Below are 23210 nucleotides of genomic sequence, written 5' to 3'. Positions count from 1 at the left end.
TCTCGTCGTTTGATCACTTTTTACCGTCGCGCTTGTCCAGGCAGGCGCCTTGGGCCCGCACGCGGCGCAGTTCGGCGACCGAGCGCGGCACGGTCCGGCCGGAGAGACGTCCATGGCCCTCACCCAGCGGTTCGCCCGCGTCACTCCCGAGTATCTGGAGCGGTGCCGGGCATCCTCGCTCGACTCCCCCGACGCCGCGCCGGGCTGGGACCCGCCGGAGAGCGGCACCCTGGACACGGACTGGGCGCTGTGGGGACTGCTGCGGTTCTGCCGTGGCCTGGGCGCCGACCCTGCCGCGGCCCGCCTGCTCGACCGGGTGACCGGCGGCGACGCGGGCGGGGGCGGGGGCGGGGACGCCGGCGGGGACGTGGGCTTCCTCGACCACCCCGACGTACACGACGGATTCGGCGGTCCGCCCCGGCTGCTGTCCGTAGCCGCTGTTTCGGACATCTCCCGTGCCCTGAACCGACTCGACCTGGACGGCGTCCTCGCCCGGCTGCCCACGACGCCATCCGCGGCCGCCACGGCCTGCGGATTCCCCGGCTTCAGCGGTGACGTACGGGCCTACCTGGCCGGGCACTTCGCCGCCACCCGCGCCTTCTTCCGTGAGGCGGACCGGCAGGGCATGTGCGTGGTGGTCTGGATCGACTGACGACCCGACGACCTGACGACCTGACGGCCGGCGACAGCGACGGTGACCAACCGCACCCCCTCTGTGTAGCCGGGCGGTAGCGCAGTGTCAGTGCTTGGCCCTAGGCTGTGCCCATGTCCCCCGATGTCCCGCCCTCTGGTTCCGTGCGGTCTGCCGCCGAGGTGAACGAGCAGATCCGGGCGCTGTGGCTGCGTGCGGGCGCCACCCTGTCGGCCCAGGAGCGCGTCGAGTACGAGCTGCTGGTGGTCGAGTGGGCCGAGGCGGTTCGCGGTGAGGTCATCGAGGCCGCCTGACCCGGATGGTGCCCCGCCGCCACCGGCCTACGCCCGCAGATGCGCGAGCACCCCGTCCGCCACCGGATACGGCCGTTCCTCGGGCAACAGCCCTGTCGCCCCCGCCAGTTCACCGGCCCGCACCAGGCCGTGCACCTCGGAGGCCGGCGGCGTCACGTCCTCGATGCCCACGACCCACTCGTCGGCATACCGCGCCGCCGCCTCCCCGGCGAGGCCGAGCTGCAACGACCGGTAGGGCAAGGGTCTGTGAACGCGGCTTGGTGACCCACGTCAAGCCGCGCTCACAACCCCATTGCGGAGCTGGACACTCATGACCGGCCGCAGACCACCGCAACGGGCCGTACCTGGAACGTCATGGCCCGCACCCGATGGTCGGCGAGAATCAGCAGACTGCCGTCCACAGGGACAGATCGCTGCTCGTCGCCACGGCGAGGGTCTGCCCGGAGGGCGAGAATCCGGCGGCACGGAGCTCGGAGTAGTTGGAGTGGAAGATGTGCCACCAGCGTTCCCCGTGCGGACCGGAGTGGGGCAAACCGCCGTCGCGGGAGAGCAGGACACGCTCGTTCGGCCAGGCCGGGGCGACGACCTCCAGCTTCCAACCGTCTCCGCTGGTGGTGTGCAACCCTCCTCCGAAAAGCCCGGCGATGCGCACTCTGCTTCCGGCGACCGGTCCCAACCCAGGACACCACAGAGCGGGATCCGCATCACGGTTGCCGTCCTCGGCGTCCGGGTCACGATCCCGCGCGATCTTCTCTCCCGTGGCGGCGTCGAAGAGACCATGACCGTCGTGCGAGACGACCATCACCAGGTCCTGGCCGGTGCCGGGGTGCGAGGCGAAGCCGATACCGAGAAGTCCGCCGACCGGGACGTAAGCGATGCGCTGCCAGGGCTCGGGCGCCGGCACTACCGGGGCCGCGAGGAGCCTTTGCCGCATCGCGTGCTGGTACGGGGAAAACTCCGGCTCGGGACCTGGCTGCTCGACCGGAGGTTCGCTCTTCGTCCACTTCGTCACGCAGCCATGATCCATACTCCGGCGGATTCACCCAACAGCGTTGATACAGACCGGGAGGCAGCAACGCGTCCCTGGAGTCCGTAAACGCGGCTTGATGACCCAGGTCAAGCCGCGCTCACAACCCTTTGACGGGAGACGGTCACTGGACCCGAGATCGCGGCCGAGACCCGCCCGGGTCCGCACCCGTCAGCCGATCGAGTCCATGAAATCCAACATCCGGCGGTTGACCTCGTCCGCATGGTCGATCTGCGGTCCGTGACCGGTGTTCGAGACGATCTCGGCCCGGGCGCCCCGTATCAGCCGCGGAACACGCTCCACTTGCCGCGCCGGATGCACAAGGAGGCTTCGCTTGCCGAGCACCAGATAGAGCGGGGTGCGAATAGTGGACAGTTCCTCTTCGGTCAGGGGCAGCGGAGCCGGGCGGCGAATGCGGTAAGCGCGGACGCCTGCCCTGATCATCGCGCGCAACTGGGGCACGACGAGGACCGGCTGCTCCAGCCAGGCCGCCAGTCGAGGGCGCAGTCCCTTGGGCGCGAAGGTCGCGAAGAGGCTGACGAAAATCCAGACGAAGAAACGCAGGCCGACCTTCTCGAGGCCGCCTGGGTCGAGCAGGGTGGCCGAGGCGAGGCGTGCGGGCCTGCGGTGTGCCTGGTTCAGAACGAGCCATCCTCCATAGGAGGAACCAACCAGGTGGACGCGGTCGAGGCCGAGTCCGGCGAGTGTCTCGTCCAGCCACTGGGCGGCACGTTCGGGCTGGTGAATGGGTTCACGCTGAACACTGCGGCCGGGGTCGCCTGGTGTGTCGATCGCGTAGACGGGGCGCTCGGCGCTGAGCGCCTTGGTGTTCGGGTACCACATCGCGGAGCAGCTGCCCGCTCCATGTACCAGGACCACCGGGGTGCGGGAGACGCCGGCCGGGTCGTCGGGGCCGTACCGGTAGACGTGCGTCGTCCCGAAGCTGGTCTCCACGTCTTCCTCCGCGACAGCCGACGCACCCATGGCGTACACGGCTTCGCACGCGGAGAAGTAGCGCTCGCGAAGGGCGTCGCTCACATACCGCCCTACGTCGGGGCGGACCCGTTCGTGGGTCGTGGTCTCGGACACGGCAGGCACCTCCAGAGGCGACAACTCGATCGTGGTACGACCGTATCATTAACTTGATACAGCCGTATCATGAAAACAGCAGAGCAACCGGCGCGGACGGACGAGAGGCGCAACCGATGCCGAAACGCGTGGACCACGCACAACGACGAACCGAGATCGCCGAGGCACTCGTCAGGGCCGCGGGGCGGAACGGGCTGCACGCCGTGGGGATGCGCGATGTGGCAGCGGAGGCCGGCGTGTCACTCCGGCTGGTCCAGTACTACTTCGAGACCAAGGAGAAGCTGCTGCTCTTCGGGCTGCACCATCTGACGGAGAGGTTCGGACAACGGGTCAGCGCCCGGGTTCGAGCCGCCGGGAGCAGTCCGGGCCCACGCGCCGTGATCGAGGCGCTGCTGATGGCGGCACTACCGACCGATGACGAAAGCCGTACGTTCCACTTCCTCTACACCTCGTACGCCGTCCTGGCCGTGACCGACGAGGCCCTTGCCGCCCAGCCCTTCATCGCGAACCCTGATGCCGCCGAGGACGCCCTCACCGGGCTCCTCCGGGAGGCGCAAGAGGCCGGTCTCACTGGGCCTGGAATCGATGCGAGAGACGAAGCGGCCGGCTTGCTCGCCATGTCAGCCGGACTCGGCACCAGCATCCTCGTCGGCCAGCGCAGCCCGGAGTCTGCAGCCGCGATCCTGAATCGTCATCTGAACCGGATCTTCCAGGTCGGTTGACAGAGTTCGCACGCTGACGGTCCATGGACGCGGCTCGATGAGTGGTAGGCCTGATACACGCTGACCGTGGAGTCCGTGTCCCAAGCGCGGATGCGGAACTTCGGTTCGGGCTCGATGGGTTGATCGTTCATGACAAGAGGTTCGGGGCTCCGGGCCGCCACGCCCCACCGAATATCGCCGGACCACCGATTGCCCCGGCGCGCCTCTTGGCTCCGCGCCCGCCATGCCCAACACTGTGCCGATGACCCAGCGCGCTGAGCTCGCGACCGTGATGGACCGGCTGGCCGTGGACGAGTTGATCACCGCGTACGCGGTGGCGGTCGACGACGGCGACTGGCCCGCGTACCGGATGCTGTTCACGGCGGACGGACGGGCCGACTACCGATCGGCCGGCGGCATCGAGGGCGACGCCGGACAGATCGCCGCATGGCTCGCCGAGAACCTGGCCCTGTTCGCCATGCGCCAGCACCTGATCGTCAACCGCCAGGTCCGCTTCGGCCTCCTGGAGCACGACACCGGCGACACCGCCTCGGTACGGGCCGACTACCTCAACCCGATGCGCTTCGCGACCAACGGCACCCCGACGGCGCCGGACCTGGTGTGCGGTGGCCGGTATGACTTCGGGCTGCTGCGCACCCCGGAGGGCTGGCGCCTGCGCGAGGTGATCGTCGATGAAAAGTGGCGCCGCCTGCCGGCCACGGGGACCGCAACCCCGTAAGGGGCGCGGGGAACTGCGCGATCAACGAACGACGAGCCGCGGACGCCCCACGACACGCCACCACCCGCGCTCCGAGGCGCACCGGTTCCATGCCCCCTGTCCTAGATCGCTCCTGACGCGCACACTGGGAGAAGTGCAGGGTAGGAGGGCCCACATGAGGACGATCAACCACTGGCTCACCTCCCCCTGGCGGCGCTCCGGCATCGCCGCACTGGCCGGCGCGCTCCCGGTGCTCGCGTTCCCCGCGCCGGCACTGTGGTGGTTCGCCTACGTCGCCCTGGTCCCCTGGATCCTGCTGGCCCGCTCGGCGCCGAGCGGGCGCCGCGCGGCGTACGACGGCTGGAGCGGCGGCTTCGGCTTCCTGCTGGCCGTGCATCACTGGCTGCTGCCGAGCCTGAACGTGTTCATCTTCCTGATAGCCGTCCTGCTGGGTGCGCTGTGGGCGCCCTGGGGCTGGCTGGTGCGCCGTTTCCTGGGCGAGCAGCCGACGCCGGGGCGGGGCGCCGCCGCGCTGCTGGTGCTGCCGTCCGGCTGGCTGATGGTGGAGCTGGTGCGGTCCTGGCAGGGCCTGGGCGGGCCTTGGGGCATGCTGGGCGCCAGCCAGTGGCAGGTGTCGTCGGCGCTGCGGCTGGCCTCGGTCGGCGGAGTGTGGCTGCTGAGCTTCCTGGTGGTGGCCGTCAACGTGGCCGCGGCCGTGCTGATGTCCGTGCGCGAGGCCCGCGTCCCGGCGGTGGCCTCGCTGGTCGCCACGGCCGCCGCGACCTCCGCCGCGTGGGCCTGGGCACCGCACCCGGACGTCGACGGGCGGGTGCGGATCGCCGTCGTACAGCCCGGGATCATGGACGGGCCCGACAGCGCCGGGAAGCGGTTCGACCGCGAGGAGCAGCTGACCCGGCGGCTCGCCGGGCAGGATGTCGACCTGGTCGTGTGGGGCGAGTCCAGCGTCGGGTACGACCTGGGCCACCGGCCCGACCTGGCCCGGCGGATCGGGGCCCTGTCCCGCGAGACCGGGGCCGACGTGCTGGTGAACGTGGACGCCCGCCGCTCCGACCGGCCCGGCATCTACAAGAGTTCGGTGCTGGTCGGTCCGGACGGCCTGACCGGTGACCGGTACGACAAGATGCGGCTCGTGCCCTTCGGCGAGTACATACCGGCCCGCTCGCTCCTCGGCTGGGCGACCTCGGTCGGCAAGGCGGCCGCCGAGGACCGCAGGCGCGGCACCGAGCAGGTCGTGATGAACGTCGGGCACGGGCTGCGGATCGGCCCGCTGATCTGCTTCGAGACCGCGTTTCCCGACATGAGCCGGCATCTGGCGGAGGACGGCGCCGATGTCCTGCTCGGCCAGTCCGCCACCTCCACCTTCCAGGACAGCTGGGCCCCGGAGCAACACGCCTCGCTGGCCGCGCTGCGGGCCGCCGAGACCGGCCGCCCGATGGTGCACGCGACCCTCACCGGCGTCTCGGCCGTGTACGGCCCCGGCGGGCAGCGGCTCGGCCCGTGGCTCGGCACCGAGGCGAGCGGCGCCCGCGTGTACGACGTGCCGCTCGCCCACGGCATCACCCCGTACGTCCGCTACGGCGACTGGCCGGTGCACGGCGCGCTGCTGGTGCTGGCCGTGTGGTGCGCCACCGAGGGGATGCGGGCGCTCAGGACGCGCCGGAGCGGTCCCGAACCGCTCGTACCACCCGCTCGCACAGCTCATGAGTCGCCAGCGCGTCCCGGGCGCTGAGCACCTTCCCGGCGCGCACGGCGTCGAGGAAGGCGAGGACCGCCTGCTCGATGCCGCGCTGCCGGGCCACCGGCACCCAGTCGCCGCGGCGGCGCACGGTCGGCTGGCCCTTGTGGTCGATCACCTCGGCGAGGTTGACCACCTGACGCTTGGTGTCCTGCCCGGAGACCTCCAGGATCTCCTCGGTGGAGCCGCTGAGCCGGTTCATCACGCCGAGGGCCGTGAAACCGTCCCCGCCGAGCTGGAGCACCACATGGTGCAGCAGCCCGGCTTCGACGCGGGCGCGGACCGTGATGTCGTCCACCGGGCCCGGCACCAGGAACCGCAGGGTGTCGACGACGTGGATGAAGTCGTCCAGGATCATCGAGCGGGGTTCCTCGGGCAGTCCGATCCGGTTCTTCTGCATGAGGATCAGCTCGCGCGGGTGCTCCAGGCACTGGGCGTATCCGGGTGCGTACCGGCGGTTGAAGCCGACGAACAGGGAGATCCCGCGCTGCTCGGCGAGGGTCACCAGCCGCTCGGAGTCGGCGAGTTCGTAGGCGAGCGGCTTGTCCACGTACGTCGGTACGCCCGCCTGGAGCAGCCGCGTGACGATCTCGGGGTGGACGGCGGTCGGCGCGTGCACGAAGGCCGCGTCGAGACCGGCGCCGAGCAGGGAGTCGAGCGTGGTGTGCCGCCGGCCGGCCGGCAGGTGCAGGCTGTCCGCGACCCGGTCGAGGGTGGCGGGCGTCCTGGTCTGCAGGTGGAGGTCGACGCCCGGCTGCACCGCCAGCACCGGCAGGTACGCCTTCTGCGCGATGTCCCCGAGCCCGATGCAGCCGACCTTCACGTGCCTCTCCCCTACCGCTTGGTTGCCTCTCCGGCAGCATACGGGGGCCGCCAGTCGGCGATGTCGTCGAAGCCGCGCAGGAAGAGCGCCGGTCCGGCCTTCGACAGGGCCGCGACCACGGTGTCGCGTACGGCGACGGCGACGGGGTTGGCGGCCATGTTCACGCGGGCGACCCGGACGGCTCGGCGGGCGATCGCGGTGGTGCGCGGCAGCCGGGCGGCGGTGTAGGCGGCGAGGTCGTCGCAGTGGTGCGCGAGCACCACGGCGTCCTCGATGGCCTGGTTGCCGCCCTGGCCGAGGGTCGGCGGCATGGCGTGGGCGGCGTCGCCCAGCAGGGCCACCCGGCCGAAGTGGTAGGCGGGCAGGGGCGTGACGATGTGGTGGACGTCGTGCCGGAGCACGTCCTCGGGGCGGGCGGCGGCGAGCAGGGCGGGAACGGGGTCGTGCCAGTCGCCGAACAGACGCAGGAGTTCGGCCTTCTCGTCGTCGGGTGCCCGTCCGCCGGCCGGGGTCATGGCCGCCGCGTAGGCGTAGACGCGGCCGTCCTTGAGCGGATGGGTGCCCCAGATGCGGCCCCGGCCCCAGGTCTCGTGCGAGGCGAACGCCACGCCGGGCACCGCGATCAGCATCCGCCAGGTGGTGAACCCCGCGTACACCGGGCCGGGATGAGCCGGGAAGAGGACGCTGCGCACACGGGAGTTGATGCCGTCCGCGCCGACCACCAGCTCGGCCGCCAGTTCGTCGTCGCCGATGCTCAGCCGGGCGGGCCGCCGGCGGTCGCCGGGATCGGTGAGGGACGCGGCGGCCGCGGTGCGGACGGCACCGGGCGGGAGCAGGGCGGCGAGCCGGTCGACCAGGGTGGCGCGGGGCAGCAGGACCAGGGGGCCGCCGAAGCGGGCGGCGGCCGCCTCGGCGCTCGTCCGGGACAGCCACCGCCCGCCGGGGGTGCGCAGTCCGCCGTCTCCCTGCCAGGCCGCCAGATCACGGATCTCCTCGCCGATGCCGAGCACATCCAGGGCGCGCAGGGCGTTCGGGGCCAGGGAGATGGCCGCGCCGGCCGGTTCCAGGGAGCGCGCCCGCTCCAGCACCGTCACGTCCCAGCCCCTGCGGTGCAGGGCCGCCGCCGCGGCCAGACCTCCGATGCCGCCGCCGATGACGACCGCGCGTCCCGACCGAGCCATGGCTCCTCCCGATTCCCCATTCCGCGATCCGCGTTCAACCCGGACTACATCTGTAGTGAACGGCGACTCTACTACACCCGTAGTGAGACAGATAGGGTCGCCTCATGTCCGTACGCACGCCCAGCGCCTCCCGTGCCGATCTCGTCGCCGACGCCGCCCTCGCCCTGCTCGCCGAGCGCGGGATGCGCGGGCTGACGCACCGGGCGGTGGACGAGACGGCCGGACTGCCGCCGGGCTCGACGTCGAACGTGGCGCGCACCCGGCAGGCCCTGCTGGAACTGGCGGTACGACGGCACGCCGAGCGCGAGGCCCGGGTGCTGGACGTCGCGGAACTGCCGGATCCGAGCGGCGGCGCGGACGCGCTGGCCGACGGGCTGGCCCTGGCCGTGCACCGCTCCCTGACCCAGGGGCGCCCCCTGCTGATCGCCCGCTACGAACTCGCCCTGGAGGCCACGCGCCGCCCCGAGCTGCGGGCCTTCTACGACCGGACCGGTGCCGTGTTCAAGGAACAGCTGGCCGCCGTGCTCACCGCCGCGGGCTCCCCGGCCCCGGCCCGGCATGTGCTGTCCCTGGTCGCCTGGGCGGACGGGCTGATGTTCTCCTGCGCGGCGGGCTCGTTCAGCGCCGAGCAACCGGGCCTCGAGGAGATCCGCACCGGTCTGCGGGAACTGCTCGCGGGGCTGCTGGGCCGGTGAAAACCCCTGGTGGAGGGGCATGATCTTCGGTGACGATACGGGCATGACGATCGAACGCCGAGAGCCCGACCAGAACGCCGGTGAACGCGCCATGCTGGAGGGCTGGCTGGACTACCACCGCCGGACCCTGGCCTGGAAGTGCGAGGGACTGACCGACGAGCAGTTGCGGACCGCGTCCGTGCCTCCCTCCGAGCTGTCCCTCATGGGCCTGGTGCGGCACATGGCCGAGGTGGAGCGGGGCTGGTTCCGCAAGGTGCTGGTGGGCGACGACCCCGGCCCGATCTACTACACGGAGGAGGACCGGGACGGCGAGTTCCACCTCACCGAGGCCGACACCTGGCAGGAGGCGTACGCGACCTGGCAGGCGGAGATAGAGGTCGCCCGGCGCAACGCGGCCGGCTTCGAGCTCGACGACCTGTCCCGGGGAAAGAGCCGGTTCCGTGACGACCCCTTCAGTCTGCGCTGGATCTACACCCACATGATCGAGGAGTACGCCCGGCACAACGGCCACGCCGACCTGATCCGTGAGCGGATCGACGGCGCCACCGGGGACTGAGCGTCAGCCCCGGCACACCAAAACCCTCCGTACGGGGCACGAGATCACCCGTGCGGGGGCATCAACCTCGGCTCCCTGGCCCCAACCCGGGCCTGGAACCAGCAGAGTTGACCGGGTGCATCGAACGACGACGACCGCAGCGCTCCTGGTCACCGTGGCCGTCTCGGCCCTCTCCGGCTGTGTGACGGTACCGCGCCCCGCGACCCCCGCGCCGCCGGGGGACACAGCCCCCTCGCTCCCGACGGCACCCCGGCCGGACGGCAGCACCGAACCCCGGGCGGTGCAGGCACCGGCCCAGGAGGCCCTGGAGATGACGGGCCCGTCCCCGCATCCGAAGCACCGGCCTCCGGCGGCCCCGCGGCACCCGGCCGAGGTACCGCCGGTCGCCCACCGTCCGCCGGCCGCCCCGCCGGTTTCCCCGCGTCACCGCGAGCACCCCCGGCAGCCGCACCCCACCGCCCCGGAACTCCCGAACACGGCCCCCCGGGCCCCGAACGTGTGCGCCCTGGGCAAACAGTACGGCGGCTGGCGCGACGACAGCGCCGAGGCGAGGATCTGCGAACAGACGTACGGCCACTGAGCCGCACCGGCACGACGGGACGGCCCGGCACGCTCCTAGGCGCCCTCCCCCAGCCGCCACTCCATTCGGTCGATGGCCGCCCACACCCCATCGCCGTACCCGTCGTCGGCCAGCGCGGCGGCGAACTCGCGTGCCCGGTGCAGATGGCTGCGGGCCGCCTCGTCCCGGCCCAGTTTCACGTAGTCGGCGGCGAGATTGAGATGGAGCGAGGGGAACAACCCCCGCACGCTCCGCGGAGCGCCCCGCTCCTCCGCCGCCGACAACGCCCTGAGGTCCCAGGCGAGCTCGTCCTCCGGGTCCTCCTGGGTATCGGCCAGATAGTGGGCCAGGGTGCAGCGGTGCAGCGGGTCGCCGTCCTCGCAGATCTCCGCCCACAGGTTCAGGAAGCGGCTGCGGGCCTCCTCGCGGTCGCCGCCGTGGTGCAGCATCACGACCTGCCCGATCCGCGTCAGCAGGGCATCGGGTGCCGCCTGCTCCTGTTGCTCCGCCACGGGGCCCTCCGGGCTGTCGACCGACGTGTGGTGCTGACGTTAAACGGCGCCGCCCGGATTCTGGGCCAGGCGGCGCCGTTGTGCCGTGAGCCGGGGGTCGACTGCGGGTCCGTTGCGGCTGGTCGCGCCCACGCGGCGGAGCCGCATATCGACACGGCCCCGCGCCCCCTTCGGGGGCGCTTTCCCCCGGCCCCTTCAGCCCTCAGCCCAGATTCGGGATCCGCCAGTCGATCGGCTCGTGTCCCTGCGCGGCGATCGCCTCGTTGATCTGGGTGAAGGGGCGGGAGCCGAAGAACTTCTTCGCGGACAGGGGGGAGGGGTGCGCGCCCTTGACCACCACGTGCCGCTCCTCGTCGATCAGCGGCAGCTTCTTCTGGGCGTAGTTGCCCCACAGCACGAAGACCGCCGGGTCCGGGCGGGAGGCCACCGCGCGGATCACCGCGTCGGTGAACTTCTCCCAGCCCTTGCCCTTGTGCGAGTTGGCCTCGCCGGCGCGGACCGTGAGGACCGCGTTGAGCAGCAGCACGCCCTGGCGGGCCCACGGCATGAGGTAGCCGTTGTCGGGGATGGGCAGGCCCAGCTCCTCCTGCATCTCCTTGTAGATGTTGCGCAGGGAGGGCGGGGTCTTCACTCCGGGGCGCACCGAGAAGCACAGGCCGTGGCCCTGGCCCTCGCCGTGGTACGGGTCCTGACCGAGGACGAGGACCTTGACCTGCTCGTACGGCGTCGCCTCCAGCGCGGCGAAGACCTGCTCGCGCGGCGGGTAGACGGGACCCTTCGCCCGCTCCTCCTCGACGAACTCGGTCAGCTCCTTGAAGTAGGGCTGCTGCAGCTCGTCGCCCAGAACCCCGCGCCAGGACTCGGGCAGCATGGCGATGTCGGTCACGTCAACGTCCTCACGATGTCGATCAACTACGGCCTGTGGTCACTTCCAGGGTTCAGAACCTACAGGCGACCACTGACAACCGGCCCAAGAAAGCCTGTTCACCAGCTGGTCTTGCGGTGCAGTGCCCACATCATCATGATCGTCGACGGGTCGAGGGACTGTTCGCCGCCGGAGATGTCCTCGCTGGCGGCGATGAACTGCCGGCCCTGCCACAGCGGGATCAGCCGGGCGTCGTTCACCAGGATCTGCTGGGCCTGCTCCATGTCCTTGACCGTCTGCGCGCGGTCGCTCTCGGCGCGGGAGTGGGGCAGCAGCTTGTCGGTGATCTCCTTGGCCGGGTAGGGGGTGCCGAGGGCGTTGTGATCGCCGACGAAGGGGGCGATGAAGTTGTCCGCGTCGGGGAAGTCGGGGAACCAGCCGCGGCCGAACACCGGGTACTCGCCGTTCTGGTAGCCGACCACATACGTCTTCCACGGGCGGCTCTTGAGCGTGATCGTGAACAGCCCGGAGGCCTCCAGCTGCCGCTTCAGCTCCTGGAACATCAGCCCCGTCTCGGAGCCGTACCGGTCGGTGGTGTACCAGAGGGTGAGCGGGACCGGCTGGTGGATGCCCGCGTCGGAGAGGATCTTGCGGGCCTTGGGGGCGCTCGGGTCGCCGTAGTTGTCGAAGAAGCCGGTGCTGTGCCCGGTCAGGCCCTTGGGGACCATCGAGTACAGCGGGTCGACGGTGTCCTTGTAGACCTTGTGCGCGATGGCGCCCCGGTCGACGATCTGGGCGACGGCCTTGCGTACGGCGGGGTCCTTGGCCCAGGGGTCCTTGGGGTTGAACACCAGGTAGCTGATGTCGATGCCGGAGCCGTCGACCAGCTGGAGGTTGCTGTCGGCGTGCTGCTGGAGGGTGAGGATGTCGTCGGCGGCGAGACCGCGGTAGGTGACGTCGATCTGCTTGTCCCGCAGGGCCTTGACCATCTGGGCCGAGTCCTGGAAGTAGCGGATGGTCACGGCGTCGTTCTGCCGCTTGGCGAAGCCCTGGTAGTTGCCGTTGGCGACGAGGACGGCCTGCTTGTCCTCGTCGTAGGACTGGAGCTTGTACGGCCCGGAGCCGTAGACGCTGTTGTCCTTGCGCAGGGAGCGCGCGGGGTAGTCGTCCGGGTCGACGATCGACATCGCGGGCGTGGCCAGCACGAAGGGGAAGGTGGCGTCGGGCTGGTTGAGGTGGAAGACGATCTCGCGGTCGCCAAGGGCCTGCACCCGGTCCAGGCTGCCGAGCAGCGGGGCGGGTCCGCCCGGGGCGTTGATGGTGCGGATGCGGTCGATGGAGTGCTTGACGGCCTGGGCGTTCAGGGTGTTGCCGTCGGCGAACTTCAGGCCCGCGCGCAGGGTGCAGCGGTAGGTGCGGCTCGAGGAGTCGGTGAAGGCGCAGCTCTGGGCGGCGTCGGGCTGGGGGGTGGTGGCACCGCTGGGGTAGGCGAGCAGTGTCTGGAAGATGTTGCGGTACAGCTCCCAGGAGCCGTCGTAGGCTCCGGCGGGGTCCAGCGTGCTGGGGGCGCTGGTGGTACCGACGACGATCGGGCCCTTGCTGTCGCCGCCGCCGTCGGACAGCAGGCTGCAGCCGGCCACCAGGGATATGGACGCGATCGCCGCGACTCTCCGCAGGAATCGGTTCCGGTTGAACACGCGCACGCTCCTCGATCTGCCATACCAAGGGTCGGCAGACCATACCGCAGCGTTCGCAGCCCTGAACCTCCCCGGAAACGGGGCTTCTTGATCGATTTCACGATGACGACGTTGTCAGTCCGCTGTGCGGATTCCAGGGGGCCTCACGGGCGCCGATCCGTCCGAAAATCGGCGCCCGTAAGGTTGCTCTCAGGCTCCCACGCCGGCGTTGAGGAAGATGCCGCCGTCCACGACGAGCGTCTGACCGGTGATCCAGTCGGACTGGGTGGACGTGAGGAAGGCGGCGGCGCCGCCGATGTCGGAGGGCACGCCGAGCCGGCCGAGGGGGTAGGCGGCGGCCGCCTCCTCCTCCCGGTTCTCGTACAGAGCCTGCGCGAACTTGGTCTTGACCACGGCCGGAGCGATCGCGTTGACCCGCACCCTCGGCGCGAACTCGTGCGCCAGCTGCTGGGTCAGGTTGATCATCGCGGCCTTGCTGACGCCGTAGGCGCCGATGAACGGCGAGGGCGCGAGGCCGGCGATCGAGGCGATGTTGACGATCGCGCCGCCGTTGTCCTTCTGCCAGGCGTGCCAGGTCTTCTGGGCGAAGCCGAGCGCGGAGATCACGTTGGTCTCGAAGACCTTGCGGGCGACGTCCAGGTCGAGGTCGGCGATCGGGCCGAAGACCGGATTGGTGCCCGCGTTGTTGACCAGGAAGTCGAGGCGCCCGAAGGCCTCCATGGTGCGCTCGACGGCCTCGGCCTGGTGGGCCAGGTCGTGCGCCTTGCCGGCGACGCCGATGACCCGGTCCGCGCCGAGCTGGTCCACGGCCTCTTTCAGCGCGTCCTCGTTGCGGCCGGTGATGCACACGCGGTCGCCACGGGCGACGAGCGCCTCGGCGACGCCGTAGCCGATGCCGCGGCTGGCGCCCGTGACGAGGGCGACCTTGCCCGACAGCTCGGGCAGTTCAGCGGAAGTCATGTACCTGTGTCCCTTAGTTGAGCGGTCCGCCGGCGACGTACAGCACCTGGCCGGAGACGAAGCCGGCCGCTTCGCCGGTGAAGAAGGCGATGGCGTTGGCGATGTCCTCGGGCTCGCCGACGCGCTGCACCGGGATCTGGGTGGCGGCGGCCTTCTTGAAGTCCTCGAAGCCCATGCCGACGCGGTCGGCCGTGGCCTTGGTCATCTCGGTGGCGATGAAGCCGGGGGCGACGGCGTTGGCGGTGATGCCGAACTTGCCCAGCTCGATGGCGAGGGTCTTGGTGAAGCCCTGCAGGCCCGCCTTGGCGGCGGAGTAGTTGACCTGGCCGCGGTTGCCGAGCGCCGAGGAGGAGGAGAGGTTGACGATCCGGCCGAAGCCCGCGTCGACCATGTGCTTCTGGACGGCCTTGGTCATCAGGAACGAGCCGCGCAGATGGACGTTCATGACGGTGTCCCAGTCGGAGACGCTCATCTTGAACAGCAGGTTGTCGCGCAGGACGCCCGCGTTGTTGACGAGGATCGTCGGGGCGCCCAGCTCCTCGACGATCCGGGCGACGGCCGCCTCGACCTGCGCCTCGTCGGAGACGTCGGCGCCGACCGCGACGGCCCTGCCGCCGGCGGCGGTGATCTTCTCGACGGTGTCCTTGCAGGCGGCCTCGTCGAGATCGATCACGGCGACGGCACGGCCCTCGGCGGCCAGCCGTACGGCGGTGGCGGCGCCGATGCCGCGCGCCGCGCCGGTGACTACCGCGACCCGCTGTTCAGTGGTGGACATTGCTGCTTCTCCTCGCCCTTGAGAGAACCTGTCGGGGCCCTTGGCAGTGAGCCCCTCATGCGGTGAGCGACCGCTTAGTACCTTCAGCAGAGGTGACGCTAGAAGCCCTGGCACCCGGTGTCAACGGCACACCGGGTGCGTGTGATCCATTACCTCACCAAGAGGTCCAGCAACCGCTCGGTCTCGGCCGCCGGGTCTGCGGTCAGACCGGTGTGCACGGGACCGGGCCGCACGATCGTGGAACGCGGCGCGATCAGCCAGCGGAAGCGGCGCCCGGCGTCGTCCCCGGCCGCCTGCCCCGCCTCCTCGCCGCCCGCGCAGTGCCGCTCGATCGCACCGAGCGCGGCCCTGATCCCGGCCACGTCCGCCTCCGGGTCCAGCGCGAGCAGCCGGGCCTCGTCCAGGTGGGTACGGGCGCCGACGTAGGCCTTGGCACGGCTGTAGACGACGACGCCCGCGTTGATGCACTCCCCGCGCTCGACCCGCGGTACGATCCTGAGCAGCGCGTACTCGAACACGTCCCGGTCGCCGCCCTGCCCCGCCCGGGTGATGTGCCGCTCGGTGACATGGCCGGCCATGTGGATGTGGGTCTCGCTCACTTGGTCCCCTCGATGCCGGTGATGCGTTCGTGGACGGCCTTCGCCCGCGCGAGCAGCGGCCCGGCGTAGGCCCGGCGCAGGTCGTCGGGGGTGTCGAAGCCGGGCTCCCCGGTGAGCCAGGCGTCCGGGATCTCGGCGGTGACCTCGGCGAGCAGGTCCTCGGTGACCCGGGGCGCCAGGTCGGCCGCCGCGGCGGCGACGTCCGGGGCGAAGCGGGCGAGGGCGTGGTCGGAGGCGTCGTAGGGGCGGGCCGCGGAGTCTGGAGCCGAGGGCCAGTTGTGGTGCCAGATCATCGTCGCGCCGTGGTCGATGAGCCACAGTGCGCCGCGGTGCACCAGGAGGTTGGGGTTGCGCCAGGAGCGGTCCACGTTGTTGATCAGCGCGTCGAACCAGACGATCCGGCCGGCCTCCTCGGGGCTCACCGGGAAGGCGAGCGGGTCGTAGCCGAGGGCGCCGGAGAGGAAGTCCATGCCGAGGTTGGTGCCGCCGCTGGACCTGAGCAGGTCCTGCACCTGCTGTTCGGGTTCGCCGAGGCCGAGGACCGGGTCCAGCCGGACGGTGACCAGCCGGGGCATCCGGAGTCCGAGGCGGCGGGCGAGTTCGCCGCACACCACCTCGGCGACCAGTGTCTTGCGGCCCTGTCCGGCGCCGGTGAACTTCAGTACGTAGATCCCGAAGTCGTCGGCCTCGACGAGCCCCGGCAGCGAGCCGCCCTCACGCAGGGGCGTGATGTAGCGGGTCGCGGTGACTTCCTTGAGCATCGACCCAGGTTACCGGGACCACACCGGGTTGCCGGGGGGTGAGGCCGACAGCGGATCGACAGCTGTGGCTCACGGGCGTCTCATGCCCGGACGGCAAGGATCTGGGTGCCCGTCTGAACGGGTGGCGTCCCGGCGCCGTACCCCTGGACGGATCACGAGAAGCTCCGCGGAAGGGAACCCCACATGACCAGCGCATCGCCCCAGCCCCATGCCGGACCGGCCCGCCGTACCGTCGTGGCGGCGGCCGGAGCGGCGGGGCTCGCCGCCGCGCTGACCGCCTGCGGTTCGGGCGACAACTCGGCGGACACGGCCAGCACCGGGTCCGGTTCCTCCGGCTCGACCGGCTCCACCGGGTCGACGGGGAGCACCGGCTCCACGGGGGCCTCGCAGAGCAGCGGCGGTTCGGCCGGCGGCACCGCGCTCGCCAAGACCTCCGACATCCCCGAGGGCGGCGGCAAGGTCTTCAAGGACCAGGGTGTCGTCGTCACCCAGCCGGCAGCGGGCCAGTTCAAGGCGTTCTCGTCCAAGTGCACCCACCAGGGGTGTGCCGTGGGCAGCGTGGCGAACGGCGTGATCGTCTGTCCGTGCCACAACAGCCACTTCTCCGCCGAGGACGGCAGCGTGAAGCAGGGTCCCGCGACCCAGCCGCTGCCGGCAGCGAAGATCGCCGTATCCGGCGACGAGATCAAGCTGGCCTGAGCGGTCTCACGCCCGCCCGCGCCGCCGTCCGAGGCAGCCGAGCACCTCGTCGGTGGTCGCGACCGTGGCGACCAGCGCGAGGGTGTGACGGATCATCGCGGGGGTGTAATCGGCGGGCACCCCCGCGATGGCGTCGGCCGGGACGACGGCGGTGTAGCCCAGGTTGACGGCGTCGAACACCGCGTTGGGTATGGCCACGTTGGCGGAGACACCGGTGACGATCAGTGTCCGGCAGCCGAGGTTGCGCAGCAGGGCGTCGACATCGGTGCCGTGGATCGGGGACAGGCCGTGCAGCCGCCGTACGACGATGTCCTCTTCGGTGACCTCGATCGGGGGCGCGACGCGGACCGCGGTGGTGCCGGACAGCTGCTGCACGGGGAGCCGTTCGGCGGCGCGGAACAGCCGGGCGTTGCGGCTCGCGCCCCGGCCGTCCGGACGGCGCTCGGCGATCGCGTGGACCACCTGGACACCGGTCTCATGGGCGGCGGCGACCAGCCGGGCCACATTGCGCAGCGCACCGGAGGACCGGGCCGCGCGGGCGAGTTCGGGCAGGGCGCTGTCCGGGCCGACGACCCCCTGCTGGCACTCCACGGTGAGCAGGACGGTGCTCACGGGGTCGAGGAGTTCGCCGAGTTGTGCGTACGACGGCATGGCACGCCTCCTTTCGAGGAACCGTACGAGGACTCACAAGGAGTTATGAGGACTTACGAGGACGGCCTGTTCTCTTTTCTGACGTGATGTCAGAGGATCACCACGACACGATAGTTCTCTGGCACGACGTGGGAGAAGAGGGGGCCGCATGACCGTCACTCAGCAGCGCCGGGGCCGGAAGATCATGATGACGCCCGGCGAGCTGGACGAGTTCCTCACCAGTCAGCGCACCTGCCGGGTCGCGACCGTCTCGGCTGACGGCACTCCGCATGTCAGCGCGTTGTGGTTCGCCTGGGACGGCACCTCGCTGTGGCTGTACTCGGTGGTGCGCAGCAGGCGTTGGTCGCAGCTGTGCCGCGATCCTCGGGTGGCCGTCGTGGTCGACTCGGGCGAGGAGTACGACCAGTTGCGCGGGGTCGAGCTGTCCGGCCGGGTGGAGTTCGTCGGCGAGGTGCCGCGCACCGGGGAGCTGCGCGCCGAGCTCGACACGGCCGAGACGCTGTTCGCACGGAAGAACTTCGGCCTGGACGAGATGCCGCACGACGGCCGCCACGCGTGGGCACGGCTGACGCCGGACAAGATCGTCTCCTGGGACTTCCGCAAGCTGGGGTCGGCGTAGGGCTCACCCGACCTTCTGCGCGGCGGTACGCAGGGCGTCCACCGCCGCCCTGATCGAGGGGCGGCGGTCGGCGTCCGCGCGCCAGACGACGTACACGTGCCGGCGCACCCGCTGCCTGAGCGGCACGAGGACCACGCCCTCGGGGACCGGGTGCCGGCCCAGCAGCGGCGCGATGCACACGCCCAGTCCCGCGGCGACCAGGCCGAGCTGGGTGTGGGTCTCGCCCGCGCGGTGGCCGACGATCGGCTCGACTCCCTTGGAGCGCAGCGTGAACATCAGCCACTCGTGGCAGAACTCGCCCTCGCCCCAGGTGATCCACTCGTCCTCGGCGAACTCCGTGAGGTCCACCTCGTCCCGCGCGGCGAGCCGGTGTCCGACCGGCATGGCGACATCGGCCGGGTCGTCCAGCAGGGGTGCCTTGACCAGGCCGTCGGGCACGGGCATCGGCTTGTTGTACCAGTCCAGGACCACGGCGAGATCCAGGTCGCCGCGGACGACACCGGCGACGCCCCCCTCCGGCTCCAGCTCGCTGGAGCGCACCCGCAGCCCGGGGTGCTCGGCCCGCAGCGCGCCGAGCGCGACCGGGAAGAGCCCGCGGGCGGCGGTCGGGAACGCGGACAGCCTGAGCTCGCCGACGACCTGGCCGCGGTGGGCCTCGAGGTCGGACTCGGCGAGTTCGACCTGCGACAGGATGCGTGCCGCGTGCTCCGACAGCAGCCGGCCGGCGTCCGTGAGCCGTACCCCACGGCCGTTCTTGGCGAGCAGCCGCTGGCCGATCTCGCGCTCCAGCTTGCCCAGTTGCTGGGAGACGGCGGACGTGGTGACGTGCAGCGCGTCGGCGGCGGCGCTCACCGAGCCGTGCCGGGCCAGGGCATCGAGGGTGCGCAGGCGCTCCAGGTTCAACATGTAAGTGATTCTAAGAGATACCTCGTGAGAAATCTCGATTGTGCTACGAGGTTGCCTTCGGCATCGTAGAGACCATGAGCACGGCCACCGCACCCCGGACCCAGTCCCCCGCCCCCGCCAGCCCCCGCGCCCGCCTCGACTGGCGACTCCGCTTCGGCGCCCTGTCCCTGATCTGGGGCTTCAGCTTCCTGCTGATCAAGCTGGGCACCGAGGGCTACGCGCCCTTCCAGGTCACCCTCGGGCGTCTGGTGTTCGGTACGGCGGTACTGGCGGCGGCGATGGCCTTCAAACGGGAGAGGCTGCCGCGCGGGGTCCGGCTGTGGGGCCGCATGGCCGTCGCCGCGTTCTTTCTGAACGCCCTGCCGTTCTCCCTCTTCGCCTACTCCGAGCTGACGATCCCGTCCACGCTGGCCGGCATCTGCAACGCCACCTCTCCCCTGTGGGGCATGGCCCTGTCCCTGGTCGCCCTTTCCGAGGACCGGCCGACCCGGGTCCGCGTGGCCGGGCTCGGGCTGGGCTTCCTGGGCGTCCTGACGGTGCTGGGCGCGTGGCAGGGCTTCCACGGACTGGACGCCAAGGGCACGGCGATGGCTCTGCTGGCGTCACTGAGCTACCCGGTCGGCTGGATCTATGTCCGGCGGACACTGGCCGGGACGGGGAACTCGCATCTGTCGATGACGGGCGCGCAGCTGATGCTCGCAGCGCTTCAACTGGCCGTTGTGACGCCCTTCTTCACCAGCTTCCCCACGCGTTTCCCGCTCGTTCCGCTGCTGGCGATCGCCGCGCTGGGCGCGCTGGGCACGGGGGTGGCGGTTCTCATTCAGTACGGGTTGGTCGCCGAGGTCGGGCCGACCACCGCGCAGATGGTCACGTACTTCATTCCCGTCATCGCCACGGGCGCGGGCGTTGCGATTCTGGGGGAGTCGCTGCGGTGGACGACGCCGGTGGGAGCGGTGATCGTTCTGACGGGGGCGGCTCTGACACAGGTTCGGGGGCGCTTGTCGCGCCCACGCGGCGGAACCGCTCACCTGCCCTCAGCCGTAGACACGCGCCGGTGACGGTCGTACCGCTGCCGCCACCGCGTCTGCCAGCAGGCTGATGTCCTGCTCCGCGAGGGTCGAGATCGTGATGCGGATGCCGGGTGGGGAGGAGACGCGGAAGCGGGCCCCCGGGGCCACCGCCCAGCCCGCCTGCAGCAGACGGGCCACCGCACCGGTCTCGTCGGGGACCGGTACCCACACGTTCATGCCGCTGCGGCCGTGGGCGACGACCCCGCGTTCCGCGAGCGCGTCGACCAGCGCGTCCCGCCGGGCGCCGTACGCCTTCGCCACCGCCGCCCGGTCCACCGCGCCCTCGGCCCACAGCCGGACCACGGCTCGCTGCAGCAGCAGGCTCACCCAGCCCGGGCCGAGGCGCTGGCGGCCGCGTACCCGGTCGACGGTGACCGGGTCGCCGGCGACGACGGCCACACGCAGGTCGGGACCGTAGGCCTTGGAGGCGGAGCGGACGACGGCCCAGTGGTGGGTGACGCCCGCGAGGGGGTGCAACGGGAGGTCGACGATGCCGTGTCCGTGGTCGTCCTCGATCAGCAGGGTGCGCGGGTGGTCGCGCAGGATCGCACGCAGGGCACGCGCGCGCGTGGCGGTCACCGAGGCCCCGGTGGGGTTCTGCGCACGGTCGGTGACGATGAGCGCGCGGGCCCCGGACTCCAGGGCCCGGCGCAGGTCCTCCGGGCGCGGTCCGTCGTCGTCCATACCGACCGGGAGCGTGCACAGGCCCAGCGCCGGGACCAGGTCGAGGACGCTGCCCCAGCCGGGATCCTCGACGGCGACCGCGTCGCCCGGCCTGAGGTGCGCGGCGAGGACGCGCTCGATGGCGTCGAGGGAGCCGGACGTCACGGTCAGCGGGCCCTCCGGGACGCCGTCGGCGTCGAGTTCGGCGCGGGCCGTGCGGACGAGTTCGGGCTCGACCGGGTCGTCGCCGTAGAGGACGGGCCGCCTGTCGCCCTCCTGCGCCGCCGCGGCGAGCGCCGGGGCGAGGCGGGGGAGCAGGGCCGGGTCCGGGTTGCCCGCCGACAGGTCGCGGCCCCCGGCGGGGACCTCCACGCGCAGTTCCTCGCGGCCGGTGGTGGCCGGCTTGGGCCGGACCCGGCTGCCCCGCCGGCCGGCCGTCTCGATGACCCCGCGCTCGCGCAGGGTGCGGTAGGCGGCCGCCACGGTGTTCGGATTCACGCCCAGCCGGGTCGCCAACTCCCGCATGGGAGGCAGGGCTTGACCCGGCTGCAGCGTACCGGCGCCGACCGCGCGCTCGACGCTGGCCGCGATCTCGGCTGCGCCACGCCCTTCGATGGGATACTCTCCTAGCACAAAAGACATTATGCACTAGTGCAATAGACATCGCCAGATCGCCAGATCGTTGTTGTTCGCCGATGGAGGGACCGACATGCAGGGGACGACCGAGGAGAACCGGGCCGCCGCCTACACCCCGACCGACCGCACCGTACCCACGCGCTCCGCGGACCGGGCGTCGTACGACAGGGAACTGGTGCACGCGATACTCGACGAGGGGTACGTCTGCCACCTCGGCTTCGTCCGCGACGGCGCCCCGGTGGTGCTGCCGACCCTGTACGGCCGGGTCGGCGAGCGCCTGTACGTGCACGGATCCACCGGTTCCCGCCCACTGCGGATGACCGGCGGGACCGACCCGGGCCTGCCGGTGTGCCTGACGGTGACCCACGTCGACGGGCTGGTGCTGGCCCGCTCCGCCTTCCACCACTCCATCAACTACCGCTCCGTGGTGGTGCACGGCATCGCGCGCCAGGTCACCGACCCCGAGGAGCGGCGGCTGGCCCTGGACGCGCTGGTGGACCACGTCGTGCCGGGCCGGTCCGCGGACTCCCGGCCCGCCGACAAGAAGGAGCTGGCCGCCACCGCGGTGATCCGGCTGGACCTGGACGAGGTCTCGGCCAAGGTCCGCACGGGCGGCGCGAACGACGACCCGGAGGACCTCGCCCTGCCGCACTGGGCCGGCGTCGTCCCGCTCCGGAAGGGCTACGACGCGCCGCTGCCCAACGCCGATCTGGCGCCGGGCATCGAGCTGCCGGACTACCTGAAGGCCCTGTAGGGCCCGGATTCGGCGGGAGTCACACGGGGACCGACTCCCGGCCACCGCCCCCGCGGGCCTCGCTCACCGCCAGGCCCGCGACCGCGCCGAGCAGGAGCAGCGTGCCGGCCGCGGTGGTCGCCGTGAGCCGCTCACCGAGCAGCACGACGGCGAGCACGGCCGCGGTCACCGGCTCCAGCAGCATGATCACGGAGACGGTGGCGGACCGTACGACGGCCGCCCCGGCGAAGTACAGGGCGTACGCGAGGGCCGTGGGCACGGCGGCGATGTAGAGCACGAGCCACAGCAGCCGCGCCGGGTGGGCGGTGTGCGGGAGCAGGCCCTCGTGCAGTGCGAACGGCAGCAGGCACAGCCCGGTCACCGCGAAGGCCCCGACGGTGGTGTCGGAGGCGTCGGTGCCGCCGCCCCTCCCCCACCAGCGGGTCAGCAGGGTCATGGCGCCGTAGCCCGCGGCGGAGACCAGCGCCAGGAGCACGCCCGCCGGCCGTACGGTCGCCGCCGAGCCGCCGAAGGTCAGCACGGCCAGCCCGGCGAGCGCCCCCGCGACGGCCAGCACCCCGCCGGCGCCGAGCCGTTCGCCGAGCAGCAGCCGGGCGCCGAGCGCGATGAGGACGGGGCCCGCGCCGACGGTCACGACGGTGGCCACGGCCAGGCCGGTCGACTGCACGGCGGCGAAGTAGGCGGTCTGGAACACCGCCAGGCCCAGGCCGGTGGCGAGGACCTTCCCGGCCCTGCGCAGCAGGGGTTCGGTGCCGGCCGGGCGGGTCCAGGGGCGCAGTCCGCGTCCGGCGAGCAGCAGGACCAGGCCCAGTGCGCAGCGCCAGAAGGACAGTCCGAAGGCGCCCATGTCACTGGTCCGGTAGACCAGGGAGGCGGCGGCGCCCGCGGTGCCCCAGGCGGCACCGGTGATGATCAGATAGAGCAGGCCACGCCCGACGGGCAGGCCGGAAGCAGCGTTCGACGTCGTCAAGGGAATCTCTTCCGCAGAAACGC

27 protein-coding genes and 1 pseudogene are annotated in these 23210 nt (G+C 71.5%); 12 read left to right on the top strand and 16 right to left on the bottom strand.

Annotated elements, in window-relative coordinates; genetic code table 11:
* Window positions 1-112: 112 nt before the first annotated feature.
* Both FB563_RS28635 and FB563_RS28630 read left to right on the top strand, forming a co-directional pair.
* Window positions 113-652, top strand: a complete 540-nt coding sequence (locus FB563_RS28635; RefSeq protein WP_142218978.1) for a DUF1877 family protein — start codon at window positions 113-115, stop codon at window positions 650-652.
* Between the two features lie 113 nt (window positions 653-765).
* Window positions 766-945, top strand: coding sequence for a hypothetical protein (locus FB563_RS28630; protein WP_079048802.1), 180 nt, complete (start codon window positions 766-768; stop codon window positions 943-945).
* A gap of 27 nt (window positions 946-972) precedes the next feature.
* Here FB563_RS28630 and FB563_RS28625 read toward each other — a convergent pair.
* The 3 genes and pseudogenes from FB563_RS28625 to FB563_RS28615 form a co-directional block, all read right to left on the bottom strand.
* Window positions 973-1191: pseudogene (locus FB563_RS28625) on the bottom strand (DUF4291 family protein); the annotation flags it as partial.
* Window positions 1192-1327: 136 nt separating this feature from the next.
* Window positions 1328-1957: a hypothetical protein gene (locus tag FB563_RS28620; protein WP_055706626.1), complete on the bottom strand. Its 630-nt coding sequence runs from the start codon at window positions 1955-1957 to the stop codon at window positions 1328-1330.
* A 186-nt stretch (window positions 1958-2143) separates the two neighbouring features.
* On the bottom strand, window positions 2144-3061 hold the full coding sequence (locus FB563_RS28615) for an alpha/beta fold hydrolase (protein ID WP_055706627.1): 918 nt from the start codon (window positions 3059-3061) through the stop codon (window positions 2144-2146).
* Between the two features lie 116 nt (window positions 3062-3177).
* Between FB563_RS28615 and FB563_RS28610 the strand changes: the two genes are divergently transcribed.
* The 3 genes from FB563_RS28610 to lnt all read left to right on the top strand — a co-directional run bounded on the left by FB563_RS28610 (window position 3178) and on the right by lnt (window position 6230).
* The gene (locus tag FB563_RS28610; protein WP_055706628.1) at window positions 3178-3783 is read left to right on the top strand and encodes a TetR/AcrR family transcriptional regulator; all 606 of its coding nucleotides are present in this window, start codon (window positions 3178-3180) and stop codon (window positions 3781-3783) included.
* Window positions 3784-4024: 241 nt separating this feature from the next.
* The gene (locus tag FB563_RS28605; RefSeq protein ID WP_055706629.1) at window positions 4025-4501 is read left to right on the top strand and encodes a nuclear transport factor 2 family protein; all 477 of its coding nucleotides are present in this window, start codon (window positions 4025-4027) and stop codon (window positions 4499-4501) included.
* Window positions 4502-4655: 154 nt separating this feature from the next.
* On the top strand, window positions 4656-6230 hold the full coding sequence (gene lnt, locus FB563_RS28600) for an apolipoprotein N-acyltransferase (RefSeq protein ID WP_055708409.1): 1575 nt from the start codon (window positions 4656-4658) through the stop codon (window positions 6228-6230).
* Here lnt and FB563_RS28595 read toward each other — a convergent pair.
* Together FB563_RS28595 and FB563_RS28590 are read right to left on the bottom strand one after the other, a co-directional pair.
* Window positions 6148-7059: a Gfo/Idh/MocA family protein gene (locus tag FB563_RS28595; protein ID WP_055708408.1), complete on the bottom strand. Its 912-nt coding sequence runs from the start codon at window positions 7057-7059 to the stop codon at window positions 6148-6150. The genes lnt and FB563_RS28595 overlap by 83 nt on opposite strands.
* Before the next feature lie 11 nt (window positions 7060-7070).
* Window positions 7071-8240, bottom strand: a complete 1170-nt coding sequence (locus FB563_RS28590) for an FAD-dependent monooxygenase (protein ID WP_055708407.1) — start codon at window positions 8238-8240, stop codon at window positions 7071-7073.
* A gap of 104 nt (window positions 8241-8344) precedes the next feature.
* On the opposite strand from FB563_RS28590, the gene FB563_RS28585 reads away from it, so the two are divergent.
* The 3 genes from FB563_RS28585 to FB563_RS28575 all read left to right on the top strand — a co-directional run bounded on the left by FB563_RS28585 (window position 8345) and on the right by FB563_RS28575 (window position 10071).
* On the top strand, window positions 8345-8935 hold the full coding sequence (locus FB563_RS28585) for a TetR/AcrR family transcriptional regulator (protein ID WP_055708406.1): 591 nt from the start codon (window positions 8345-8347) through the stop codon (window positions 8933-8935).
* A gap of 43 nt (window positions 8936-8978) precedes the next feature.
* The gene (locus tag FB563_RS28580; RefSeq protein ID WP_142218977.1) at window positions 8979-9491 is read left to right on the top strand and encodes a DinB family protein; all 513 of its coding nucleotides are present in this window, start codon (window positions 8979-8981) and stop codon (window positions 9489-9491) included.
* A gap of 115 nt (window positions 9492-9606) precedes the next feature.
* Window positions 9607-10071: a hypothetical protein gene (locus FB563_RS28575; protein ID WP_142218976.1), complete on the top strand. Its 465-nt coding sequence runs from the start codon at window positions 9607-9609 to the stop codon at window positions 10069-10071.
* 35 nt (window positions 10072-10106) lie between these two features.
* Here the strand turns inward: FB563_RS28575 and FB563_RS28570 are convergent, their stop codons facing one another.
* The 7 genes from FB563_RS28570 to FB563_RS28540 all read right to left on the bottom strand — a co-directional run bounded on the left by FB563_RS28570 (window position 10107) and on the right by FB563_RS28540 (window position 16219).
* Window positions 10107-10562 carry a hypothetical protein gene (locus FB563_RS28570; RefSeq protein ID WP_142218975.1) on the bottom strand — a complete coding sequence of 152 codons (456 nt, stop codon included), beginning with the start codon at window positions 10560-10562 and terminating at the stop codon, window positions 10107-10109.
* A 202-nt stretch (window positions 10563-10764) separates the two neighbouring features.
* Window positions 10765-11448: a uracil-DNA glycosylase gene (locus tag FB563_RS28565; protein ID WP_055709114.1), complete on the bottom strand. Its 684-nt coding sequence runs from the start codon at window positions 11446-11448 to the stop codon at window positions 10765-10767.
* Window positions 11449-11546: 98 nt separating this feature from the next.
* Window positions 11547-13124, bottom strand: a complete 1578-nt coding sequence (locus FB563_RS28560; RefSeq protein ID WP_055709113.1) for an ABC transporter substrate-binding protein — start codon at window positions 13122-13124, stop codon at window positions 11547-11549.
* Between the two features lie 189 nt (window positions 13125-13313).
* Complete coding sequence (locus FB563_RS28555) at window positions 13314-14084, bottom strand: SDR family oxidoreductase (RefSeq protein WP_055709112.1); 771 nt, start codon at window positions 14082-14084, stop codon at window positions 13314-13316.
* A gap of 13 nt (window positions 14085-14097) precedes the next feature.
* Complete coding sequence (gene fabG, locus FB563_RS28550) at window positions 14098-14859, bottom strand: 3-oxoacyl-ACP reductase FabG (protein ID WP_055709111.1); 762 nt, start codon at window positions 14857-14859, stop codon at window positions 14098-14100.
* A gap of 149 nt (window positions 14860-15008) precedes the next feature.
* Window positions 15009-15458 carry a DUF3037 domain-containing protein gene (locus tag FB563_RS28545; protein WP_055709110.1) on the bottom strand — a complete coding sequence of 150 codons (450 nt, stop codon included), beginning with the start codon at window positions 15456-15458 and terminating at the stop codon, window positions 15009-15011.
* On the bottom strand, window positions 15455-16219 hold the full coding sequence (locus tag FB563_RS28540; protein WP_055709109.1) for a HipA family kinase: 765 nt from the start codon (window positions 16217-16219) through the stop codon (window positions 15455-15457). Before FB563_RS28540 ends, FB563_RS28545 begins: the two co-directional genes overlap by 4 nt.
* 183 nt (window positions 16220-16402) lie before the next feature.
* On the opposite strand from FB563_RS28540, the gene FB563_RS28535 reads away from it, so the two are divergent.
* Window positions 16403-16918, top strand: coding sequence for a Rieske (2Fe-2S) protein (locus tag FB563_RS28535; RefSeq protein ID WP_055709108.1), 516 nt, complete (start codon window positions 16403-16405; stop codon window positions 16916-16918).
* Window positions 16919-16924: 6 nt separating this feature from the next.
* Here FB563_RS28535 and FB563_RS28530 read toward each other — a convergent pair whose 3' ends face one another.
* The gene (locus FB563_RS28530; RefSeq protein WP_055709107.1) at window positions 16925-17569 is read right to left on the bottom strand and encodes a cysteine hydrolase family protein; all 645 of its coding nucleotides are present in this window, start codon (window positions 17567-17569) and stop codon (window positions 16925-16927) included.
* Between the two features lie 148 nt (window positions 17570-17717).
* Here FB563_RS28530 and FB563_RS28525 point away from each other — a divergent pair, with 148 nt between their 5' ends.
* A complete protein-coding gene (locus FB563_RS28525; protein WP_055709106.1) occupies window positions 17718-18188 on the top strand; it encodes a pyridoxamine 5'-phosphate oxidase family protein in 471 nt (156 codons plus the stop codon).
* 3 nt (window positions 18189-18191) lie between these two features.
* Here FB563_RS28525 and FB563_RS28520 read toward each other — a convergent pair whose 3' ends face one another.
* Entirely contained in the window at window positions 18192-19094 is a 903-nt protein-coding gene (locus FB563_RS28520) for a LysR family transcriptional regulator (protein WP_055709105.1), read from the bottom strand.
* Between the two features lie 74 nt (window positions 19095-19168).
* Between FB563_RS28520 and FB563_RS28515 the strand changes: the two genes are divergently transcribed.
* The gene (locus FB563_RS28515) at window positions 19169-20152 is read left to right on the top strand and encodes a DMT family transporter (protein ID WP_208766314.1); all 984 of its coding nucleotides are present in this window, start codon (window positions 19169-19171) and stop codon (window positions 20150-20152) included.
* Here FB563_RS28515 and FB563_RS28510 read toward each other — a convergent pair.
* Window positions 20129-21460 carry an aminotransferase class I/II-fold pyridoxal phosphate-dependent enzyme gene (locus tag FB563_RS28510; RefSeq protein ID WP_107100676.1) on the bottom strand — a complete coding sequence of 444 codons (1332 nt, stop codon included), beginning with the start codon at window positions 21458-21460 and terminating at the stop codon, window positions 20129-20131. The genes FB563_RS28515 and FB563_RS28510 overlap by 24 nt on opposite strands.
* 76 nt (window positions 21461-21536) lie before the next feature.
* Here FB563_RS28510 and FB563_RS28505 point away from each other — a divergent pair, with 76 nt between their 5' ends.
* On the top strand, window positions 21537-22217 hold the full coding sequence (locus tag FB563_RS28505; RefSeq protein WP_055707373.1) for a pyridoxamine 5'-phosphate oxidase family protein: 681 nt from the start codon (window positions 21537-21539) through the stop codon (window positions 22215-22217).
* A 19-nt stretch (window positions 22218-22236) separates the two neighbouring features.
* Here the strand turns inward: FB563_RS28505 and FB563_RS28500 are convergent, their stop codons facing one another.
* Window positions 22237-23187, bottom strand: a complete 951-nt coding sequence (locus FB563_RS28500; RefSeq protein ID WP_055707372.1) for a DMT family transporter — start codon at window positions 23185-23187, stop codon at window positions 22237-22239.
* Window positions 23188-23210 lie beyond the last annotated feature (23 nt).

This window comes from Streptomyces puniciscabiei (genome assembly GCF_006715785.1).
Classification (GTDB): Bacteria; Actinomycetota; Actinomycetes; order Streptomycetales; family Streptomycetaceae; genus Streptomyces; species Streptomyces puniciscabiei.
This window is presented reverse-complemented; position numbering and strand designations above follow the sequence as displayed.